This window comes from Rickettsia endosymbiont of Oedothorax gibbosus (assembly GCF_936269705.1).
In the GTDB taxonomy this organism is placed as follows: domain Bacteria; phylum Pseudomonadota; class Alphaproteobacteria; order Rickettsiales; family Rickettsiaceae; genus Tisiphia.
In genome coordinates, this window is the sequence record NZ_OW370493.1 from 680628 (window position 1) to 700552 (window position 19925).

The following is a 19925-nucleotide window of genomic DNA, read 5'->3' on the forward strand; positions in this document are numbered from 1 at the left end:
AATTAAGCACGACAAAGCTCCGTCTTTATAATAGATGCCAGGGGTTCTACCAATGGTTTTATGGCATGCAAATAATTAAATTGAGTCAATCATTTAATTTGTGTGTGCGTCAAGATAAGGTGCATTAATCTTACGGGTGAAAGTCCTGTTATGGAAGGAGTAGCTAGCTCCACCATATAGCGAGTCTTGTGCTGCTGAAGGTAACGACAGTAGTAAAGCGTAGACAGCGAAACATCCGAGCCGAAACCAAATGGTGAACGTGATAGCCCTGAAATGATATTGGTAGTGGAAGTCGATGTGCTACACAACGCAGTAGACAAGAGAAAACTAGAGGTCAAACTAGCGAAAATCCGAAAGTTTTCAACCATCGGGGTCTCAGGCGTCAGCGAGTTTGTAGAGATTAATGACACAACTTGAGAAGTCCTTATAACTCTTACTGAGTTAAGTAAGTATTCAAAGTACAAGTGCCGAAACATAAGGCTTTGGAGATGGTGTTAAGGATGGCTGAGTCAGTTGTAGTAGTGATGAAGCTTCGTAATGGGAGTGGAGCGAAGGGCTGACAGAAAGGTAAGAACGTAAGAGGGAAACAATGACCGTACACAGCATAGACGGAAATACATGGTCAACGAAACTTGAGCGTATAAAGTTGCTATCATCACAAAATCAAGACATAAAGTTTAATAATCTTGGACATATTATTGATTTAAAGATGTTAGAAGAACAATATAAGGAACTTGATAGCAAGAAAGCTGTAGGAATAGATGGTATAACCAAAGCGGTTTATGGTAAGAAGTTGGAAGCAAATTTGCTCTCGCTCCTTACTAAAATTCGCAAGGGGCAATATCAAGCTAAACCTGCACGAATTACATTGATTCCAAAAGAAGATGGAGGCAAAAGACCTTTGGTAATATCATGCTTTGAAGACAAGATAATCGAGTCGGCAGTAAGCAAGATATTAAACTCAGTGTTCGAGCCAATATTCTTAAAATGTTCTTACGGGTTTCGACCTAAATTAAACGCCCATGATGCACTTAAGGAGTTGAATAGACTTACGTATAACTTCAATAAAGGAGCTGTAGTTGAAATTGATATAACTAAGTGCTTCAATTCAATCAAACATTCTGAGTTGATGGGATTCCTAAGAAAGAGAATATCTGACAAAAGATTCCTAAGACTAGTTATGAAACTGATGGAAACACCAATTATAGAAAACGGCATTACAGTTACTAACAAGGAAGGATGCCGCCAAGGGTCTAAAACATCACCAATTTTGGCAAATGTCTTCCTACATTATGTTATTGACTGTTGGTTTGCTAAAATCAGCAAGGAAAACATAAGAGGGCAAACTGGAATGGTGAGGTATTGTGACGATATGGTGTTCGTCTTTGAGAATGAAGAAGACGCGAGGAAGTTTTATGAGGTTTTGCCCAAAAGATTAAACAAGTATGGCTTGAACATCAATGAAGCTAAATCGCAGATGATTCAGTCCGGTAGATACCATGCTGAGGACTTAGCTAAGCAAGGTAAGAAGATCAAGAGTTATAATTTTCTTGGCTTTACTTGCTATTGGGGTAAATCAAGGTTTGGTAACATATGGAGATTAAAATATACCACAAGGAAAGATCGATTTACCGAGAAGCTTAAAGGGCTAAGAGAATATCTACGAAGTCACCTTAATGAGAGGGGCAAAGAACAGATATTATTGCAAGTCATTAGAGCTACAAAGGGGTGGATCAATTATCATGGTATATCAGATAATCAAAGACGAGTAAGTTCATTTATTCACCAAACTAGGCGAGCAATATATGGGTGGTTTAATAGAATGGGTGGGAAGCGTAAGATGAATTGGCAAAGATTAGCTGAAATACTCAAAAGGGTCGACTTTCCAAATAAGTGGAAGACCATTTCAATGTTCTAAAACCAACAAAAAAAAATAGGGTACAAGCCTATCTTACCTTTCGGGAGCCGGATGCGGTAGCTCTGCATGTCCGGTTCTGAGGAGGGGCTTAACCAAGCAATTGGTTAGGTCTACTCACAAAGTTCATTTTTTATTTTCCAATAAATCATATTTAAAATCTCCACAAAGTATTTCAAATTGATTTAAAGCTAAAGACCAATCTTTAATAGGCATGGTCCATTTTTTGGCTGCATTTTGTAGGGATAAAAATATTATTTTTTGAATTGACTTATCATCTGGAAACACCCCCTTATTTTTGATAATTTTTCTAATTTGACGATTTACAGATTCTATAGTGTTAGTAGTATAAATTACCTTTCTGTTCTCTTCAGGAAAGGCAAAAAACGGTATTATCCCAGACCAATTACGTTGCCAAATATCAGAAATTACCGGATATTTTTTATCCCATTTTACACCAAATTGCTGAAGTTTTAAACGTGCCATTTCGTCATTATTAGCTGTATAAATTTGTTTTAGATCTGATGTGACCTCTTTTAAATCTTTATATGACACATACTTTACTGAATTGCGAACCATATGTACAATACATAATTGTACTATAGTACTCGGGAATACACTGCTTATAGCTTCTGGAAAGCCCTTTAAACCATCCACACAAGCAACATAAATTTGTTCAATTCCTCGATTCTTTAACTCAGTAACTACTTGCATCCAAAATTTAGCACCTTCATTTTTGCCTATCCAAATGCCAAGTAACTCCTTTTTCCCTTCTATATTTACAGCAAGTGCTAAATATACTGCTTTATTTATTACTATGTGATTGTCTCTAGATTTTACATAGATACAGTCCAAGTATAATATTGGATACACCCTATCTAAACAACGATTTTGCCACCTAGTTACTTCTTCTATTACCCCATCTGTTATGGTGGATATCAAGTCACCAGATACATCAGTTTGATATATTTCTTCTAAATGCCCTCGGATCTCGCTGACTGTCATACCGCGACCATAAAGGGATATCACTTTCTCATCAAATCCATTAAATCTCCTCAGCCCTTTTGGTATTAATTGAGGATTATACTCTCCTTCCCGATCTCTTGGTACTTCTACTGTCAGCTTACGACCATCCCCATCAATTACTGTCTTCTCATAGCTACCATTACGACTATTATTATCTACTTTTGCCATCTTGCTATGTTTTGAATATCCTAATTCATGATCCAACTCACTTGCTAATATTTTATCAACTATTTGCTTCTTTAGCTGTTGAAATAAACCATCTCGACCAAATAACTCCGATGGATCTGCTTTTGATAATAATTCTTCTACTAGCTGATTACTGATGTTTAATGTATCTTTATCTGTATCTAATTTTTTAGCCATAATTCCTCCTTGCTTGCTTAAGTTACTTTTTTTACAGTAATCTCTTACTGCTTTCTTTGCAACTTACACAAACTATAGGACAGACTCATTAAATTCAATAATAAATTTCCCAAGGGTAAAATACGAATAAATCTTTTTATCTTTTACTGTGTTAGGTTGGAAAATTCTTTGCATACCTTGGCTATAGCCTACCACACCTATAACCCAATATGTTATAATAACAATGGCAGATAGTAACATTAAAACTCCCCATCTATTCACATCTAAAGTTCGAATATATCTTCCAGCAAGACCAAATTGATGACTTTTTATCACTCGAAACGTCTCCTCTATTTGCATACGTTTGCTATATAACCTCACTATTTCCGCTCCCTTATATTCATCAGAACTTAAGTTAGTTACCAATATCCAAGGTTCTTTTGCAGCTTTGTTATATGAACCATTTGCTGTTTTACTGCTAGTACGATTCCTGCTAACCTTCTGCACTCGACCCTTAGGGACTTTGCAAGTTGTAACCATTCTGCAGGAATATTTATGAGCTTTGGTTAGCAGAATCGTACCACATTCCATCGTTTTTGAACCAATTGATGGCATGAAATTTTCAACTGATATCCAATCCTCATTCTTAGCTAATTTTAAATCTTTTCCTTGTCGTACCCGACACACCCAACTCCACCCTTGTTTTTCTATTTCCTTAAACCATTCAATATGAAAGCCAGCGTCCATAATCACAATAACCCTTTTTCCATCAGGTATTATACTCTTTAATTTATTTAAAAATTCTACCGTTCTGCCCTTTAATTCACCTTCTTCAAACACATCTTGATACAAAGGTAAACTCATCCCTCTTGTACAAAATTGAGCACTTAGCATTTGTACCATGCGATCATCTTTAAGATAACATAAATCAATCACAACACTGTCATCATTAGAATGCTTGATAAACTCAAATATGAAATATGATAAAGCACTATAGAGATTATCAACCTCGTTATATAAATGTTTGTTACCTATACATCTATCAACTTTTTTTATTTTATGTTTTACTTTACTATCACCACTCAAGTTCCTGCCAATTGCACTCAAAGACAAATTCTGACTATATCGCAAGCCTTCTGCAACATCAAGTAACGCATTTAAACGATTGTTATGTATAAAAGGACAATGTTCTTTTATTACTTCATTTAATACTGTTTTTACATCCATAACCTACTATCTCCATCATCATTAAATAATGAAGATATTCTATCAATTCTTGCTATTTTGCAACAATTTCGTGGGGATACATCAGCTCGCAATGACGGTTGGGGTGCATATACGTCATTGCGAGACCATGTAATGGTCGAAGCAATCCATTTTAACATCTTTCTGGATTGCTTCGAGACTCACGCCTCCTCGCAATGACGGCTTTCCAATTATTACCTTCTTAAACTAACGCCTATGCACAATGACGTTGAAAGATATTGCAAGTCTCGCAATGACGTTTGGCGAGCAGATTTTTATTATCATAAGAAAATTTGCAAGAGTCTAATGAAAAAAATAAGCAACACCGCAAAAATAATGAAAATAGCTATTAGTGGAGCATAAAAATCTGTTATATTTATAGATATAACCGAATTTGCAATAACTGGTTATATCAAATTCAGGTTAAACTAAATAGGGATAATAAATGTCAGAATTTACCAATTTGCAATATTATAAAAGAAAGGAATTTGGGGCTAATGAAGCTGGAGAATTAGGGGGGATATATAGCAGTCAAGATAATATTCTATTTATGGTTAAAAAGGAAAATAAGCCTGAAAAAAATATATCAGAGTTTTTGGGTTCCCAAATTTTTCAGGCAACAAATCCAGAGCATGGTGCCAAAGTTTCGCTCATTGTACCTGATCATCTTACCACGAAAGTAGATCAAGAAGGAGGTCTGCAAAATGATGGTTCTGAAGTATATGTGCAATCTGAATTTTTTAAGAATTACAGTGGAGACATGTATGTTGATATGGATAACCACATGTCTAAAAAAACTAAGCCAGGCGGTTGGTTGCGAAAAGACGGAGGAAGACCGCTTTTTATGGGAACAAGAGAATTACTATCTAGTACTTTAACTAAAGCTTTTGAAGAACTGCATTATAGCGATTTTGATAAAATAGCTCCAACTAGCTTATTAATAGGCGATTTTGATATTCATACAGGTAATATAGGAGTTGTAAGAGATACTAACAATTCTACTATTCCTCCTAGGCTAGTTAGGTTAGATTTTGCTGGAAGTTTTGACCAATTAGATGATGAGATACGTCCACATTCTTGGTCTAGACATCTACCCTTACTAGGACCAACTAATCATTTTAGAGAATTTCCAAGTACCATAAAGTATAATGATTTATTTGTAAAAGGTTTACTTGATACTGCACAAGTTGATTTAAACAATACTATTGACAATAGCTTCGTTGAATTATCAAAATATTATAGTGATAAAGCACTAGCAAATTGGGCAAAAATGACAATGAGCCAGAAATTTAAAAATATAGCACCAGAAAACATAAAGATTGCTGATGTTAAAGATGCTCTTAAAGAAACTATGCAAAAGAGACAACAATCATTAAAAGAATATGGGTTGCAAATTAAACTCGGTCTTTTAGTAACAAGGGGAAAAATTAATAAGCCAGAATTAAAAAAATTAGTTCAAGAACACTTTGATTATTTTAACAATATAATCGACCAAAGGAAAAGACTAGAATTGAAGAAGAAAACTGAGGGAAACTATGTTGAATATATTTTAGGTAATAAAACTCGAGAAGTACTTTTAATTAAAGAAATAGCTCAAATAGTAAAAGAACAAAAAAAAGCACTAACAAACCCTACTTTAGAAAGAACTGATCTATCTGTAGCATCTAAAAAAGCACTAGATGTTATGCATATTAATGACACGATAACAACAACTACTGAAACTCAAGCTACTGAACAGACCTCACCCTACAAATTAGCTCCATCTGAAATAGTCCCAGCCATAGTAGCACAGAGTAAAGTAGCCCCAATTAAAGTAGATTTGGTAACATTAGCTTTTAGACAAGAAATTATTGATAAGCAACAAACAACATTAAAAAACATCCTTGCTGAAGCAAATATTACAGCAATCTCAGTGGCTAATCTTGCTGTTAATTCTCAGCAATTTAAAGAATTTGTAGAAAATAACAACGAATTAATACAAAAAACCTGGGCTAACTCTATTACAAAGAGTACTGTGACTCAAGCGATGAATGATGAAGTGCAAAGCTATGCAAAAATCCATCAGGCTAATAATTTCAAACCGTTAACTTGGAGCAATCAGCCACCAATAGACAATACAACTGATACCAGGTCAAGGGTTATTAAAGTTAAAGATGAAGAATTATTTAAATTAACAGAAACTAAGGTTAAAACCTCTACTAAAGTAATTTTAGAAGATGGAGTAACGGAAATAGAGATTAGCAATTATCGCAATATTAATTTGCCATTAGCCATCAAACCATCTGGTACAGCCGTGCATCTTTCATTTCCAGTGCAAAATGAGAAAGGTGAAAATATTGAGGTCTCGAAGGCACTTTATTTTACTACTCACTATAACGAGCAAGGAAAACTAGTAGAAATAACCAACCCATTATCATTAAAGTTTACCGGTGATGATAAAGATGCTATAGGCTATATACAAAGAGGGAAGCATATTTACACTATCCCGGTGACCAAGGGTCAATATGAAGCAATGCTACAAGAAGTAGCAAAGAATCAAGGATGTAGTATCAATATATCGCAAACTATTTCCTCTGAGGCAAGTGACTTGCTAATACATAATAGTGAATTAAAGCAAATTCAGAGTAACTTAAAACGTCATATAACCAATACACCAACTAAGATAATATCATCAATGCCCAAGACATCATCCCAACAGCAAATTCGTAATAGAACTTGAGAGTAATACAGTTAATTTTCTTCAATCAATCATGGTTATGTTAAAAAATTATTATTTTTTACACTTGAAAAAGATAATCTTAGCTGATATAAAATAAACAGCTTTGTATCTATAGTCAATTGATGAGAAGTTGGAGACGTTGTTGCTCAATGCTCGCCTATTACTTATAGGCATCGCTCCTAGCCCCAAATTCTCCTGAATTGACTATATATTCAAATGCTTTGAAGAATTGTTTTTTGAAAATATATTGCTTTTGAGATTTAAAGAATTATAAAAATGAATGACAAAGAACTGACCATGATATTTGTAAAAAGCAATTCTTGAAAGCCTGCGAATATATGCACCCTTAGCTCAGCTGGATAGAGCAACGGATTTCTAATCCGTAGGTCAAAGGTTCGAATCCCTTAGGGTGCGCCATTCTTCGATTTTGGTACATTTTACGAACATGTCAAACGGTGGACGTAGCTTAAAGTCTAGCTTCCCGCCTTTTATTTCCAGGTTAACAAATACTAAATTTATCAATTTACGTTTTCCTTCGGCACTGGAACCTTTGAAGGCTTCTGCTGCTCCGGAAGCCAATTCTACTAAGTTGATTAGGCATTCTGAAAATTTATCATCGGCATTGTCGTGACTTGCTATTTCGTTGACAACATCCTCACGTTTTTGTATTAACTGTTCACGTTTTTCTTCATGTTCTGCTTTTGTCAGATCGCCATCTAAAAATAAATCTGTTAGCTTATCCATGCGAGTTTTTATCTTTGTCTGTTCAGTGTGCAGCTCTCCTATTCTTCTCTTATGAAAACCTTGTTCAATTTTTGCTGAGCTTTTAAAGGTGTCACCCCTGCGTAAGCAGGGGTCTAGATTCCCGCCTACACGGGAATGATGGTATGGACGAGTGAAGCGAAATATGCTTTACTTGTACGGAGTCAGCTGAAAAATAGTTTTCAGCTGCTCCAAATTAAATAATAATTTAATTAATAGGTCCATACCATGATAAATAATAGCATAAAAAATACTATAATAGGAATAGATTTAGCAAAAAATAGTATGCACTTGGTGCAAGTCGATCAAAATGGCAAAAAAATAGGTTATCAAAAAGTTACAAGAGATGAGTTAATAGCCTATTTAAGCAATCTCGATAAAAGTTCATTGGTAGCTATGGAAGCATGTGGAGGAGCTAATTATTGGTCACAGGAAATTGCTAAGCTTGGTTTGCAAGTCAAACTAATGAAAACAAAAGATGTAAAAGTTTATGCTACATCGAAACAGAAAAATGATTATAACGATGCGTTAGCAATATGCAAAGCGGCTCGTGATCCAGAATTAAAAACTGTGCTGCCAAAAAGCAAAGAGGAACAAGATATAAAATTTTTGCATAAAATTAGAAGTAATACGATCAGAGATCGTGTGCAAAAAACTAATTCTACAATATCAAGTTTATGTGAATATGGCTATAATACAAAATTAAGTAAAAATAAATTTTGCAAATCATGTAGGCTGGAGGTAGAGTTAGCGTATAGTAAAGGTTATATAAATTCTGGGATACGGTCAATTTTACTTTTAGAATGTAAAGAAATTGAGGATTTATGTGACAAAGAGAAAACTTTAGAAAAGCTGATTATCAGCAATAATAAGCAAAGTGAGAAAGCTACTAGGTTGCAGACAATTTTTGGCATTGGAGCAATCAATGCTAGTTGTTTGAGGTAGCCCCAATGGAAAGTTATCCAACCCCGAGGGATTTTGCTGCTTCGCTTGGTTTGGTACCAAAGCAACATAGCTCAGGAGATAAGATAGTTTTAGGAGGGATTACCAAACAGGGAGATAGATATGCCAGAACTATGTTGATTCAAGCCGCAAGGACAATAGCAATAAGAGCAAAAAGTGGTAAGGAATCGAAAGATAAACTAGTGCAGTGGGCAGTGAAGAAATTTGCTGAAAATAAATCATATAATATTATATGTGTTGGTTTAGCAAATAAGTTAGCAAGGATTGCTTATGCAGTAGTCACCAATGGTAGCGAATATGTTGCAAATTAGTTTAGTTGAGAAAAAAGAAGAAACTATGTCAACTAAATAAAAATTGGTAATTGATAAATATTGCGAGTAAAGAATAGTAACAATAAAGAGAACGAAAGTTAAAGAGTTAATGAATAAGTATTCTGAATAAATCCGTAATTATGTCGAGGCTCTAGAAGCCGTGGGAATGAGAGGTCACTCAAGGATATTTATAAGAATGCAGAAACCATTATGGCACTCGATGCCGAATATATGACCGCTTCCTTTGTGGCTCTATTTTTTTATTTTCTTTGTTGACAAATTCACTCGTCCATATATGACAATAGTAGGCGGGAATGATGGTATGGACGAGTGAAGCGAAATATGCTTTACTTGTACGAAGTCAACTGAAAAATAGTTTTCAGATGCTCCAAATTAAATAACGTCAATTCGGGATAAGGATATTGTGAACATGTAGATTAAAATCAAATTTTGTTGAAGGTTTATTTTTCTTTAATGAGTAAGCAACAAGAGTAGATAATATATGGACAAAGGCATTTATTGGTGATCTATGTCTAGTATGTTCAAGGTTCATTTTATTTTTTAGATAATCAAAAACTGTTTCAATTAAGTTACGCTTTCGAAGTAAGATTTTTTCTTTCAAATCCATTAATTTATTTTCCATATTCTTCTTAATTCCATGAATCATTTTTAAGCCTCTTTCATATAAATTTAAGAACAAATTTTGCTTAATATAACCTTTATCAGCTGCTATAATTCCAGTTAATCTTTTTGTTAACTCCGGTACTGGAACCCTATCATCTACATTGCCTTTGGTCACTTTTAATGCCATAAACTCCCCTTTATTATTGATTATTACATGTAATTTAAAACCATAAAAATACCCCATAGAGGATTTACTATGTTTGGCTAATCCTTTAAAAACTTTATTGCTATAACGCCTTTTATTGTGACAAGCTTTAATCGTTGTAGAGTCACTCAATAACTAACCAGCTGAAGCTGGTAGGTTGAAGTTGCGACTAGAAGTCACGGATTTACTCTAAAGAGATATTCATTACATTATTAGGCTGATGTGCATCTGAATGATTGTTAATGTAGTTATTGATTATATCATCAGTGACATTACCACTGGTTGAGCTAAAGAAGCCCCTAGCCCAAAAGTGGCGTCCCCAGTAAGTTTTTCTAATTTCAGGAAATTCTTGCTGAATTTTATATGATGAACGTCCTTTAGCTGCTTTAACAAACTGACTAATGGATATATGAGGTGGAATTTCAGCCATAATATGGACATGATCGGCAGATAATATTCCATTGATGATTTTGATACCAAGATATTCTGCTACCTGAGCAATAATTTCTCTAATTCTAATCCTGAGGTTACCTGTGAGTACTTTGTATCGATACTTAGTAATCCAAACGATATGGAAGCGGTGGTAAAATACGGTGTGGCTAGACTTACTATAATCAGTCATATATATTATTCTCTATTCAGAGAATAATATATATGATAACATTAGTAAATTGAAATATTTTAGAACAAGGACTGAAGTCTTTTCCGGCTGAAGCCGGAGGTTTTAACCAAATTTTGGGACAATAAAATAAATACCTGTTTCCTCACCAAACAACAAATGAATCAACATATTTAGCGGTATGAATAATCGTGCCATTAATTCAACAAATCTATTATAACTCAAGGCTTTGGGAAAATCATCCTTATGCATGCACTCTATATAACTTTTATAGAAAAATTTAAAATTCTTAGCATAGGATGTATGAAACATAATTATTATTGTTAACATTTCACTTAGACTCATGCTACAACAGCGATTTCTTTGCTTATTTGATGGTAATAACTTTCTCTGTTCATACTCCAAATAAATTTTACAAAAATCATCTATAAAACTATATAATTCTGTGATATCTTTTTTCATGCCTGTAGTTTGTTTTTTTGTTTAAAAATATAAATACTGCAGGCACTCCTTTTTGACAATCCTTTTATCTATTACTATTTCATCTATATCTTATCCCGAACTGACGTATATTAGCTTATTCTATAGCTAATTTTTTCATAACACTATCCCATATATGTTGGTAAGGATAAGATGAAGACAACAAGAATTTAATGCTCCTAGTATTTCTAATAATTACTGCTCCAATTTTGAACAATTTTAAACGCACCGTTCCTACCAAGGCTTTAGCTAATTCAGTACCTTGTAAAAACTTATCACGTATATATTCTACTAATGTATAGGCAAGGCTTGACAAAATTAGTCTGAGTTGATTAGCCCACCATTTATGGCATGAAGTGCGATCGGCAAATAGCTCTAACTGTTGCTCTTTTATACGATTTTCCATATCTCCACGTGCACAGTAATTTTTATCATATAAATCTTCTGGCTTACCTGCTAAATTAGTTACTATATATCTTGGATTCTCACCAAGGCTAGTTACTTCTGATTTACCAACTATCTTACGATGACGACTCCAGCTATCAGCTTTATATTTAAATTCACTAAAAAAGCGTTGCTTCTCTTTGCTAATTGTGAAGGCTTCGTTAGATTGTTGCATCAATGGCTCAAGCAGCTTGTTGAGTCTAGTATTTTGGGCTATTCCGACTATATATTTTACATTATTTACGGCATAAAGTAGAGCTACTAGCCATATCGTCCAGTGTGTCTATACTTGTTTGCAAAGCTGGACATTTTCTTAAATTATCGTGATCATTTAAATCTTCATAACCAAGAGCAATACCATAAATACACTGTTTGAGCATTGTTAAAATAGTATGAGTAATTTTATCAGAATCTCGCTTATCAGGAAAAATCTTAGCCAGTTCATTAGTTAGACCAAGTCTTTTATCTGCTTCTCTTAGCAATAATACACCTCCATCGCTACTAATATTACCTCCTGTGAAATTTATTTCTATTTGACGATTTTTTACTTTCGATTGGTAAATTAATCCTGTACAATTTGTCATGGCAAAACCCTCTATGTAATCTTCTTTTAACACTGATATTATATAGTATTACAAGGGTTTTGTCTCTATTCTTTCATGCAATATTCAGGTTAGGTTGAGTGCTACTAGCGATTTCAACCTTAATGAATTCAGCAAGCTCTATTAGTTTAGTTATTTCTTCTTGGTCTGATGCACTACCAATATGTCGAACAACCCGTTGTTTTACTTTATTAGTTATGGGATCGCGTATCCCTTCTACTAGTTGAACAGCGTTAACATTACGGGTAGCAGATTTTTTGACTCTAACGAACATATCAGTAGCATATTTAAAACTAATTGTTGGTTAGTATATCTACTAAAATATTGTATGTCAATAATAAAAATATATGGAGGCACAACAAACGCCCTCTAATTAACAAAACCTTTTTTCTCCTGCTTTTTCTATACACTTATCTTTAACTATTTTCCGAAGTCAGGAAATAAATAATTTGTTGTGCCTGGAAATTTTATCATTTCCTCTTCTGTCAGCCATTTTTTGGCACAACAACACTGAAGTTGGGGTTGTGCTAATATCAATGGCATTCGGTTAAGAAAATCCAGTTTGGAGGTCATGAGTTATTGTGCTTAGTTCCTAAAAATGGGTGCTATTATTGCTTGCTTTATTAAAAAATATGATCCAATATGTAAGGACTCGCTTCTCTATAACCTAAAATTAATAAGGTTAGTTCTTAATTTAAGAGGGGTAACAGCTTAACCGAATGCCATTGGTGCTAATATCCCGCACCGAAGCAGATATTCTCCTTAATTGACTATACCTGAAATCTTGGAAATATAGCTTCTGGCTGACTAATGATGCTGCCTGGAGTTAAACTAAACTCCTTGGTTAAATGTTTAAACATTCTCTGGCTCTCTGGCACAGCAAGCTGATCAAGCATTTTACTAGCTGAATCAGGGATAAATGGCTGTAACATTACAGCAATATATCTTAGTGTTTCAAGTAGCGTATATAGCACCTCCGCCATCTTTATAGGATCAGTTTTTTTTAACTGCCAAGGGGCTTCTCGATCTATGTAAATATTTGCTTCTTCAGTTAAAGTAATAATATTTTCTAACACCGAATTCATATCAAATCTATCCATAAATATTAAATTTTCTGATATAATTTGTTGTGACGTTTTAATTAAAAATGATTCATAAATGCTATTGATAGATTCTTGGCTAATTAACGGAATTTTTGCATCATTATTCTTATAAACAAAGGCTAGAGTTCTTTGCAACAAATTACCAATTTTATTAGATAACTCACTATTGGTTCTATTAACAAAACCACTTCGAGAATAACTTCCATCTGAACCAAATATTATCTCTCTCATCAAATAATATCTAACTGGATCTAAACCAAATTCTTTTATTAACTGCAGTGGGTCAATTACATTTCCTATAGATTTCGATATTTTTTGCCCCTCATTAAGCCACCATCCATGTGCCATAATACATTTTGGCAACGGCAACCCTGCTGCCATCAAAAATGCTGGCCAGTATGCTGCATGAAAGCGTAATATATCTTTACCAACCACATGCACATCAGCTGGCCAAAATTTATTATATTGGCTTGTATCATTTGGGTATCCTAAAGCTGAAATATAGTTTGTTAACGCATCAAGCCATACATATATTATATGCTGTTTATCATTGGGTACTTTAATCCCCCAGTTAAAACTAGAACGCGATATAGAAAAATCATGCAGCCCTGATTTCACAAAGCTAATAACCTCGTTACGCCTGGTATTTGGTCTGATGAAATCAGGATTGGCATCGTAAAAATCCAATAATTTATCTTGCCATTTTGATAAAGAAAAAAAGTAACTTGGTTCTTCAAGCCATTCAACAGGAGCTTGAGTTGGAGCTAATCCGTCGGCTGTTAATTCTGATTCATTATAAAATGTTTCATCACGTACAGAATACCAACCTTTGTAGCTACCTAGGTAAATATCACCATTATCAAGTAATGTCTGCCACAAACTACTTACCGCTTGCTTATGCCTAGCTTCTGTGGTTCTAATAAAATCGTTATTAGAAATGTTCATTGAATGCATTAATGTCCGAAAAGTTTCAGACAGCGTATCAGTAAATATTTGCGGCTCAACATTTTTGGCAATAGCCGATTTTTCTACCTTCTGACCATGTTCATCAGTACCTGTTAAAAACATCACATCTTTACCTGATAAACGCATAAATCTTGCTATTACATCAGATGCAACACTTGTATAAGCATGCCCTATGTGAGGTATATCATTGACATAATAAATCGGTGTAGTAATGTAATATGTGTTTTTCATAATGGTCAATTTATAATAACATAAATTTGTTATAATTAATTATCCGGAATTTGGATAATTGTAGTTAACCCGATTAACATTACTTTCAATTCACAGCGTCATTGCGAGGAGCTACTTTAGTAGCGACGAAGCAATCCATTTTGGTTACTTTTGTGGATTGCTTCGTCGTGCGGTTTCCGCACTCCTCGCAATGACGTTATCTGTCATTGCGAGACCACGTAGTAGTCGTGGCAATCCATTTGGATTGCTTCGTCTACCTAGGGGTCTTTCTCGCAATGACGCTGTGAATTGAAAGTAATGTTAGTCGGGTTAGTTATATATGTAAAAAAATCAAGTTTTTGTATTTATTATAGTGATTTCCGCTAAACTAGTATACTATAAAAATAGCTAAAATAATTTTTGAATTAGGGAATAATTATATGAAACATTATGCATTGTTAGAACAAGAATTAGAGCAAATTTCTCAAATTAATAACGTGATTAGTCTACTTTATTGGGATATCGCAGTAAACATTTCGCAAGGATCGATTGATAGTAGAACAAACGAAATATCACTATTATCTTCCATAGCACATTCTAGATTAAAATCACCAAAACTCGGTGAATTAATACAGGCTGTTTCTGAAAAGCAAAATATGCTAGATATTTGGCAATTAGCAAATTTACAAGAAACAAAAAGACGGATCGTAGAATCTAACTGTATAAATGATGATTTAAGAAAAAAATATGTTACTGCTAGTGCAAAATGTGAGTCAGAACGCCCTCGCAAAGCGAGGGGCTTGACGGTTATGAGCAGCCCAAAGGGCTGCCATTGTTAATTAAAATTCTCCTGATTCGTCAGAGCCTAAACTATCAAGTTGCTCTTGATTCTTAATGTAGTGTTTGATCTGATTCTCTTCAAATCCTACAGTTGAGACCGCATAACCTCTAGCCCACAACTTTTCTCCATTAAAATTACGTTTTCGTCCACCAAACTGCCTAGCAACGGCTATAGCACTTTTCCCCTTGATATAGCCTATTACTTCAGCTACAGAATATTTAGGAGGAATCTTGATGAGCATATGCACATGATCTTGTACCATATGCCCCTCTATGATCTTGCTCCCACGTTGAAAAGCTAACTCATGGAATACGTTCCCAAGATATTTTCTAACCTTCCCGTACAATTCTTTTTTACGACACTTTGGAATAAACACAATATGATATTTGCAATCCCATTTAGAATGATTTAAACTTTCGTATGTTGTCATATATTTTCTCCTTTGACCGTCAAGCCAAAGAAGTTATATATGATAACTTTTTATTTTATACTAAATCTAAAGGCCAAGCCTTGATGGTCTCACTAGTCAAACTAGTGGCTTACCTATCATTGAGTTAATTTGGCGAAATGCTAAAAAGAATAATGACTACCTATCACTTAAACCTTACCTACAAGCAGTATTAGATTCCGTACAAGAAATGGCGAAATCTAAAGCTAAAACCCTAAATTGCACAATATATGATGCTTTACTTGACACATATGATCCTGAGCGTAAACTAGATGAAATTAAAGTAGTTTTTAATAATATCAAAAAAACCATACCGCAATTAATTAGTCAGGTAGTAGAAAAACAAAGCAAAGAACATGTCCTACCTATAGTTGACACTGTTAATAAAGAACAACAAAAACTAATTGCCAAAAGGCTTATGGTAATAATGGGGTTTGATTGCACTAAAGGTAGATTAGATGAATCGGCTCATCCATTTTGTCAAGGCACTCCTGATGATATTAGATTAACTAATAGGTATGATGAACGTAATTTTATTTCAGGGATCATGGGAATTATACATGAAACAGGTCATGCTTTATATGAACAGAACTTGCCTAGCAAATATAAGAACCAACCTGTAGGCAAGGCTAAGGGTATGGCTGTCCATGAAAGTCAGTCTTTATTTATGGAAATGCAAGTAGGCAGATCACGAGAATTTTGTGAATTTCTATCAATGTTACTTAAGGATGAGTTTGCATTCAAAGGACAAGAATATTCTGGAGAAAATCTTTATAAATTAATGACTAGAGTATCCCCTAGTTTTATTAGAGTAGAAGCAGATGAAATTACTTATCCAATGCATGTAATAGTTAGGTTTGAACTAGAAGAATTATTAATTAGCGGAGAGCTAACTTTGGATGATTTGCCACATTATTGGAATAATAAGATGCAAGAATATTTAGGAATTACTCCACAAACAGATACAGATGGATGCTTACAAGATATACATTGGCCAATGGGCAGCTTTGGTTATTTCCCATCTTATACTAACGGAGCAATTATTGCTTCAATGCTGATGAAAAAAGCACAAGAAGTGAATCATAACATAAAAAAAGAAATCACCAGAGGAGAATTCAAAGGTACAAACCAATTCTTGAATAATAATCTTAGAAACTATGGCTCATTAAAAAGTACTAGTGAATTAATTAAAGACGCTACGGGTGAAGAGCGAATTCAATCAGAAATATTTTTAAACTATCTAAAGCAAAAATATCTTGCTCTATTTCAATTGAAGACACCAGAACCATCAGCTCGCTCTTATCATTTCTATATGCGGTAAAATTAACCTTTCTATTCCATAATATACCACTACAAGCCCTATACTCTAAGGCTTTAACATCACTAAATATTCTTTCAATGGTTAAAGTTCTTAAACCTTTTGTAAGACGAATTTTATGATCCATTTTTAATGGAATAACAAACTTTAGATGGTTATTTATCAGAAAGTCTAACCATTCTTTATTCATAAATTCTCTATCAGCAAGCAAATATTTTATTCTTTCAACGCCAAAATTATTAATAAATTTCTGTAAAAATTCCTTCATAAATTCTGCAGAACACCCGCCACCATGCGACAAAGTCTTCCAGAATATTGGCACCGATATTTTACCAATTACCATTACTAAAAATAAAATATTAATATCGGATTTACCAAATTTCCAACTTGTCCTATCCATTGCTACGACATAATTTTTTGAAGCAAAAAAGCTTAATAGCAAATAGCCAACCTTCATATAATCAAAATTAAAATCTTTTAAAAAACGATAAATTCTATGAGTTTTTGACGTCGCTTTAGCATCACCTAAAATACCAAGTGCTAAACCTTTTTGATAAATTGAGCTGCCCGTCAGCAAACTAATTACCATACCAACCAAACATTTTAATCTTGATTTAACCTGAGTTTGACGTAAGCACCAAACAAAATGCTAAGCATTATGTAATAACATAAACAAACTGTTGGTGGTGAGCTATGGTAAAAATAAAACCTTCTTTCAAACCAGTTTGTTAGAAAGAATATTTGAAAAGTAAGAAGGGAGGGATTATAAAGTTCTCGAATAATAACAACAAAATTGGAGAATATATTATGATCCCTCTTACGGAGATTTTCTGCTTAATTGATGATTTTTGCAAGCATTTTGATACGGAGCAAAATAAATATATATTACCAAATCCTAACCGTAAGCGTAAAGTAGTTTGCAGTATAGGACTCTCAGAGATTATTACTATTATAGTAATGTTTCACTTGAGTCACTACCGTACCTTTAAAGATTTTTATTGTCCCAAAATTTGGTTAAAACCTCCGGCTTCAGCCGGAAAAGACTTCAGTCCTTGTTCTAAAATATTTCAATTTACTAATGTTATCATATATATTATTCTCTGAATAGAGAATAATATATATGACTGATTATAGTAAGTCTAGCCACACCGTATTTTACCACCGCTTCCATATCGTTTGGATTACTAAGTATCGATACAAAGTACTCACAGGTAACCTCAGGATTAGAATTAGAGAAATTATTGCTCAGGTAGCAGAATATCTTGGTATCAAAATCATCAATGGAATATTATCTGCCGATCATGTCCATATTATGGCTGAAATTCCACCTCATATATCCATTAGTCAGTTTGTTAAAGCAGCTAAAGGACGTTCATCATATAAAATTCAGCAAGAATTTCCTGAAATTAGAAAAACTTACTGGGGACGCCACTTTTGGGCTAGGGGCTTCTTTAGCTCAACCAGTGGTAATGTCACTGATGATATAATCAATAACTACATTAACAATCATTCAGATGCACATCAGCCTAATAATGTAATGAATATCTCTTTAGAGTAAATCCGTGACTTCTAGTCGCAACTTCAACCTACCAGCTTCAGCTGGTTAGTTATTGAGTTATGCTGCCTATGTCAAAGTTATAGAAAGGAATTTCCAAAACTTGTGATACCAATTGCAATAATTAACACGGTGTGTTTATCCAGTCTCTATACATAATTGATTTTACTAAATCTACATTATGAGCAAATTGATTCCAAGCGTAACAAGCCATAGTGACGATATCTTCATATACACCATAACATTGGTTAGACAAGAAATGATTTTTGATCCATTCCCAAACTTGTTCCATTGCATTAAGTTCCGGTGCATAGGGCGGAAGCGGTATCAAAGTGATATTGCTTGGCACAGTTAGTTTTTTGGCTGTGTGCCAACCTGCATTATCCGTTAGTAAAGCTATATGTCGGTTGCCTTGAATACTGCGAGAAAGCTCTTCTAAGAATTTATTCATTGCCTGTGTGTTTGCATATGGTAAAATTAATGCAAAAGCTTCTCCTGTATCATGGCAAGCAGCTCCATAAATATATGTTGAAATGAATTGCTGTTGCCGAACTTTACGGGGTCTAGTGCCACGCTTAGCCCATATACGAGTTAAGCTACCTTGTTGCCCAACTCGAGTTTCATCCTGAGACCATATATCAACTTTACATCTATCGATATTTTTTGGTAATAATTTTGTTAACATGTCTGGGAAGTTTTTTTATATGTATTTTGAGTCTCTTGATTTGACTTTGGATGCATTGAACGAGAAGTAATCCAGCTAAAACCAAGGCGGTGCATAGTATTGTAGACTGTTTTTAAAGCGCATTTAGCACCATATTCCTTAAGTAACATGATATGTAGCTCCTTTCCAGTTATATACCCACCAGTTTTACTTTCACTGAGCGTATTGATTTTATCAAAAAGAGCAGACTCTTGTATAGTGTTAATCTTCCTAGGGGCACCGCTTCTTTGTGATTCAAATAATCCTTCAAAACCATGATTCCTAAATCTTCTGAGCCATGATTGCACAGTTTTCCAGTGTGACTTCACTATTTCAGATATGGCTTTTAAAGATTTGCCTAATTGAAGGTGATACATCGCCAATAAACGTATACGATTTCGACCATGCGGCTCATGTTTCATCATTTTTATAAAATCATGACCATGAAAACCTTGTGGTAATATTAACCTAGCCATTTGAGTACCTTTATCAGTTAAAAACCCATTTTACACCACTGCGTTAAT

Annotated in this window: 17 protein-coding genes, 1 tRNA gene and 5 pseudogenes; 9 read left to right on the forward strand and 14 right to left on the reverse strand. The window is 34.2% G+C overall.

Going from position 1 to position 19925, the window contains the following annotated elements; translation table 11 throughout:
* Positions 1-589 precede the first annotated feature (589 nt).
* Positions 590-1918 (forward strand): reverse transcriptase domain-containing protein, encoded by a 1329-nt coding sequence (locus NBW66_RS03750; RefSeq protein WP_250310618.1) that lies wholly within the window; start codon positions 590-592, stop codon positions 1916-1918.
* Positions 1919-2041: 123 nt separating this feature from the next.
* Here the strand turns inward: NBW66_RS03750 and NBW66_RS03755 are convergent, their stop codons facing one another.
* Together NBW66_RS03755 and NBW66_RS03760 are read right to left on the reverse strand one after the other, a co-directional pair.
* Positions 2042-3304: an IS256 family transposase gene (locus NBW66_RS03755; protein WP_250311782.1), complete on the reverse strand. Its 1263-nt coding sequence runs from the start codon at positions 3302-3304 to the stop codon at positions 2042-2044.
* Between the two features lie 72 nt (positions 3305-3376).
* On the reverse strand, positions 3377-4510 hold the full coding sequence (locus NBW66_RS03760; RefSeq protein WP_250311783.1) for an IS4 family transposase: 1134 nt from the start codon (positions 4508-4510) through the stop codon (positions 3377-3379).
* Between the two features lie 463 nt (positions 4511-4973).
* On the opposite strand from NBW66_RS03760, the gene NBW66_RS03765 reads away from it, so the two are divergent.
* Both NBW66_RS03765 and NBW66_RS03770 read left to right on the forward strand, forming a co-directional pair.
* A complete protein-coding gene (locus NBW66_RS03765) occupies positions 4974-7247 on the forward strand; it encodes a Sca4 family protein (RefSeq protein WP_250311784.1) in 2274 nt (757 codons plus the stop codon).
* Positions 7248-7587: 340 nt separating this feature from the next.
* Positions 7588-7664, forward strand: a tRNA-Arg gene (locus tag NBW66_RS03770).
* Here the strand turns inward: NBW66_RS03770 and NBW66_RS03775 are convergent.
* On the reverse strand, positions 7635-7991 hold the full coding sequence (locus tag NBW66_RS03775; protein WP_250311785.1) for a recombinase RecB: 357 nt from the start codon (positions 7989-7991) through the stop codon (positions 7635-7637). The genes NBW66_RS03770 and NBW66_RS03775 overlap by 30 nt on opposite strands.
* Positions 7992-8237: 246 nt before the next feature.
* Here NBW66_RS03775 and NBW66_RS03780 point away from each other — a divergent pair, with 246 nt between their 5' ends.
* Together NBW66_RS03780 and NBW66_RS03785 are read left to right on the forward strand one after the other, a co-directional pair.
* Positions 8238-8954, forward strand: coding sequence for an IS110 family transposase (locus tag NBW66_RS03780; RefSeq protein WP_250311786.1), 717 nt, complete (start codon positions 8238-8240; stop codon positions 8952-8954).
* Positions 8955-8959: 5 nt separating this feature from the next.
* Positions 8960-9283 (forward strand): transposase, encoded by a 324-nt coding sequence (locus NBW66_RS03785; RefSeq protein ID WP_250311787.1) that lies wholly within the window; start codon positions 8960-8962, stop codon positions 9281-9283.
* A gap of 403 nt (positions 9284-9686) precedes the next feature.
* Here NBW66_RS03785 and NBW66_RS03790 read toward each other — a convergent pair.
* The 7 genes and pseudogenes from NBW66_RS03790 to metG all read right to left on the reverse strand — a co-directional run.
* Positions 9687-10238, reverse strand: a pseudogene (locus tag NBW66_RS03790) (IS982 family transposase); the annotation flags it as partial.
* A 58-nt stretch (positions 10239-10296) separates the two neighbouring features.
* On the reverse strand, positions 10297-10734 hold the full coding sequence (tnpA, locus tag NBW66_RS03795; protein WP_250310592.1) for an IS200/IS605 family transposase: 438 nt from the start codon (positions 10732-10734) through the stop codon (positions 10297-10299).
* Between the two features lie 120 nt (positions 10735-10854).
* Positions 10855-11193: pseudogene (locus NBW66_RS03800) on the reverse strand (IS982 family transposase); the annotation flags it as partial.
* Between the two features lie 115 nt (positions 11194-11308).
* A complete protein-coding gene (locus NBW66_RS03805; protein ID WP_410525850.1) occupies positions 11309-11926 on the reverse strand; it encodes a transposase in 618 nt (205 codons plus the stop codon).
* Complete coding sequence (locus NBW66_RS14900) at positions 11892-12272, reverse strand: transposase (RefSeq protein ID WP_410525813.1); 381 nt, start codon at positions 12270-12272, stop codon at positions 11892-11894. The genes NBW66_RS03805 and NBW66_RS14900 overlap by 35 nt, the downstream gene beginning before the upstream one ends.
* Before the next feature lie 52 nt (positions 12273-12324).
* A pseudogene (locus NBW66_RS03810) lies at positions 12325-12531 on the reverse strand (IS1634 family transposase); the annotation flags it as partial.
* Between the two features lie 496 nt (positions 12532-13027).
* A complete protein-coding gene (metG, locus tag NBW66_RS03815; RefSeq protein ID WP_250311790.1) occupies positions 13028-14557 on the reverse strand; it encodes a methionine--tRNA ligase in 1530 nt (509 codons plus the stop codon).
* A 419-nt stretch (positions 14558-14976) separates the two neighbouring features.
* Between metG and NBW66_RS03820 the strand changes: the two genes are divergently transcribed.
* Positions 14977-15375: a gluzincin family metallopeptidase gene (locus tag NBW66_RS03820; RefSeq protein WP_250311791.1), complete on the forward strand. Its 399-nt coding sequence runs from the start codon at positions 14977-14979 to the stop codon at positions 15373-15375.
* On the opposite strand, the gene tnpA (NBW66_RS03825) is transcribed toward NBW66_RS03820, so the two are convergent.
* Positions 15376-15807, reverse strand: coding sequence for an IS200/IS605 family transposase (gene tnpA / locus NBW66_RS03825; RefSeq protein ID WP_250310729.1), 432 nt, complete (start codon positions 15805-15807; stop codon positions 15376-15378).
* Positions 15808-15931: 124 nt separating this feature from the next.
* Here tnpA (NBW66_RS03825) and NBW66_RS03830 point away from each other — a divergent pair.
* Positions 15932-17083 (forward strand): annotated as a pseudogene (locus NBW66_RS03830) (carboxypeptidase M32); the annotation flags it as partial.
* Here NBW66_RS03830 and NBW66_RS03835 read toward each other — a convergent pair.
* Positions 17022-17732, reverse strand: a complete 711-nt coding sequence (locus tag NBW66_RS03835; RefSeq protein WP_348539310.1) for a transposase — start codon at positions 17730-17732, stop codon at positions 17022-17024. The pseudogene NBW66_RS03830 and the gene NBW66_RS03835 sit on opposite strands and share 62 nt — an antisense overlap.
* Positions 17733-17950: 218 nt before the next feature.
* On the opposite strand from NBW66_RS03835, the pseudogene NBW66_RS15225 reads away from it, so the two are divergent.
* Together NBW66_RS15225 and tnpA (NBW66_RS03845) are read left to right on the forward strand one after the other, a co-directional pair.
* Positions 17951-18142 (forward strand): annotated as a pseudogene (locus NBW66_RS15225) (IS982 family transposase); the annotation flags it as partial.
* Between the two features lie 121 nt (positions 18143-18263).
* The gene (tnpA, locus tag NBW66_RS03845; protein WP_250310592.1) at positions 18264-18701 is read left to right on the forward strand and encodes an IS200/IS605 family transposase; all 438 of its coding nucleotides are present in this window, start codon (positions 18264-18266) and stop codon (positions 18699-18701) included.
* A gap of 121 nt (positions 18702-18822) precedes the next feature.
* On the opposite strand, the gene NBW66_RS03850 is transcribed toward tnpA (NBW66_RS03845), so the two are convergent.
* Both NBW66_RS03850 and NBW66_RS03855 read right to left on the reverse strand, forming a co-directional pair.
* Positions 18823-19383: an IS630 family transposase gene (locus NBW66_RS03850; RefSeq protein WP_250310543.1), complete on the reverse strand. Its 561-nt coding sequence runs from the start codon at positions 19381-19383 to the stop codon at positions 18823-18825.
* On the reverse strand, positions 19377-19877 hold the full coding sequence (locus NBW66_RS03855; protein ID WP_250311793.1) for a helix-turn-helix domain-containing protein: 501 nt from the start codon (positions 19875-19877) through the stop codon (positions 19377-19379). Before NBW66_RS03855 ends, NBW66_RS03850 begins: the two co-directional genes overlap by 7 nt.
* Between the last annotated feature and the right edge of the window lie 48 nt (positions 19878-19925).

Bases quoted from the DNA above. Each gene is read 5' to 3' on its own strand.
- NBW66_RS03785 (WP_250311787.1), top strand. From the start codon at position 8,960: ATGGAAAGTTATCCAACCCCGAGGGATTTTGCTGCTTCGCTTGGTTTG.
- NBW66_RS03855 (WP_250311793.1), bottom strand. From the start codon at position 19,877: ATGGCTAGGTTAATATTACCACAAGGTTTTCATGGTCATGATTTTATA.
- NBW66_RS03775 (WP_250311785.1), bottom strand. From the start codon at position 7,991: ATGGATAAGCTAACAGATTTATTTTTAGATGGCGATCTGACAAAAGCA.
- tnpA (WP_250310592.1), bottom strand. From the start codon at position 10,734: ATGACTGATTATAGTAAGTCTAGCCACACCGTATTTTACCACCGCTTC.
- NBW66_RS03755 (WP_250311782.1), bottom strand. From the start codon at position 3,304: ATGGCTAAAAAATTAGATACAGATAAAGATACATTAAACATCAGTAAT.
- tnpA (WP_250310729.1), bottom strand. From the start codon at position 15,807: ATGACAACATACGAAAGTTTAAATCATTCTAAATGGGATTGCAAATAT.
- NBW66_RS03750 (WP_250310618.1), top strand. From the start codon at position 590: ATGACCGTACACAGCATAGACGGAAATACATGGTCAACGAAACTTGAG.
- NBW66_RS03820 (WP_250311791.1), top strand. From the start codon at position 14,977: ATGAAACATTATGCATTGTTAGAACAAGAATTAGAGCAAATTTCTCAA.
- NBW66_RS03760 (WP_250311783.1), bottom strand. From the start codon at position 4,510: ATGGATGTAAAAACAGTATTAAATGAAGTAATAAAAGAACATTGTCCT.
- NBW66_RS03835 (WP_348539310.1), bottom strand. From the start codon at position 17,732: ATGGTAATTAGTTTGCTGACGGGCAGCTCAATTTATCAAAAAGGTTTA.
- NBW66_RS03780 (WP_250311786.1), top strand. From the start codon at position 8,238: ATGATAAATAATAGCATAAAAAATACTATAATAGGAATAGATTTAGCA.
- tnpA (WP_250310592.1), top strand. From the start codon at position 18,264: ATGACTGATTATAGTAAGTCTAGCCACACCGTATTTTACCACCGCTTC.
- NBW66_RS03765 (WP_250311784.1), top strand. From the start codon at position 4,974: ATGTCAGAATTTACCAATTTGCAATATTATAAAAGAAAGGAATTTGGG.
- NBW66_RS03850 (WP_250310543.1), bottom strand. From the start codon at position 19,383: ATGTTAACAAAATTATTACCAAAAAATATCGATAGATGTAAAGTTGAT.
- metG (WP_250311790.1), bottom strand. From the start codon at position 14,557: ATGAAAAACACATATTACATTACTACACCGATTTATTATGTCAATGAT.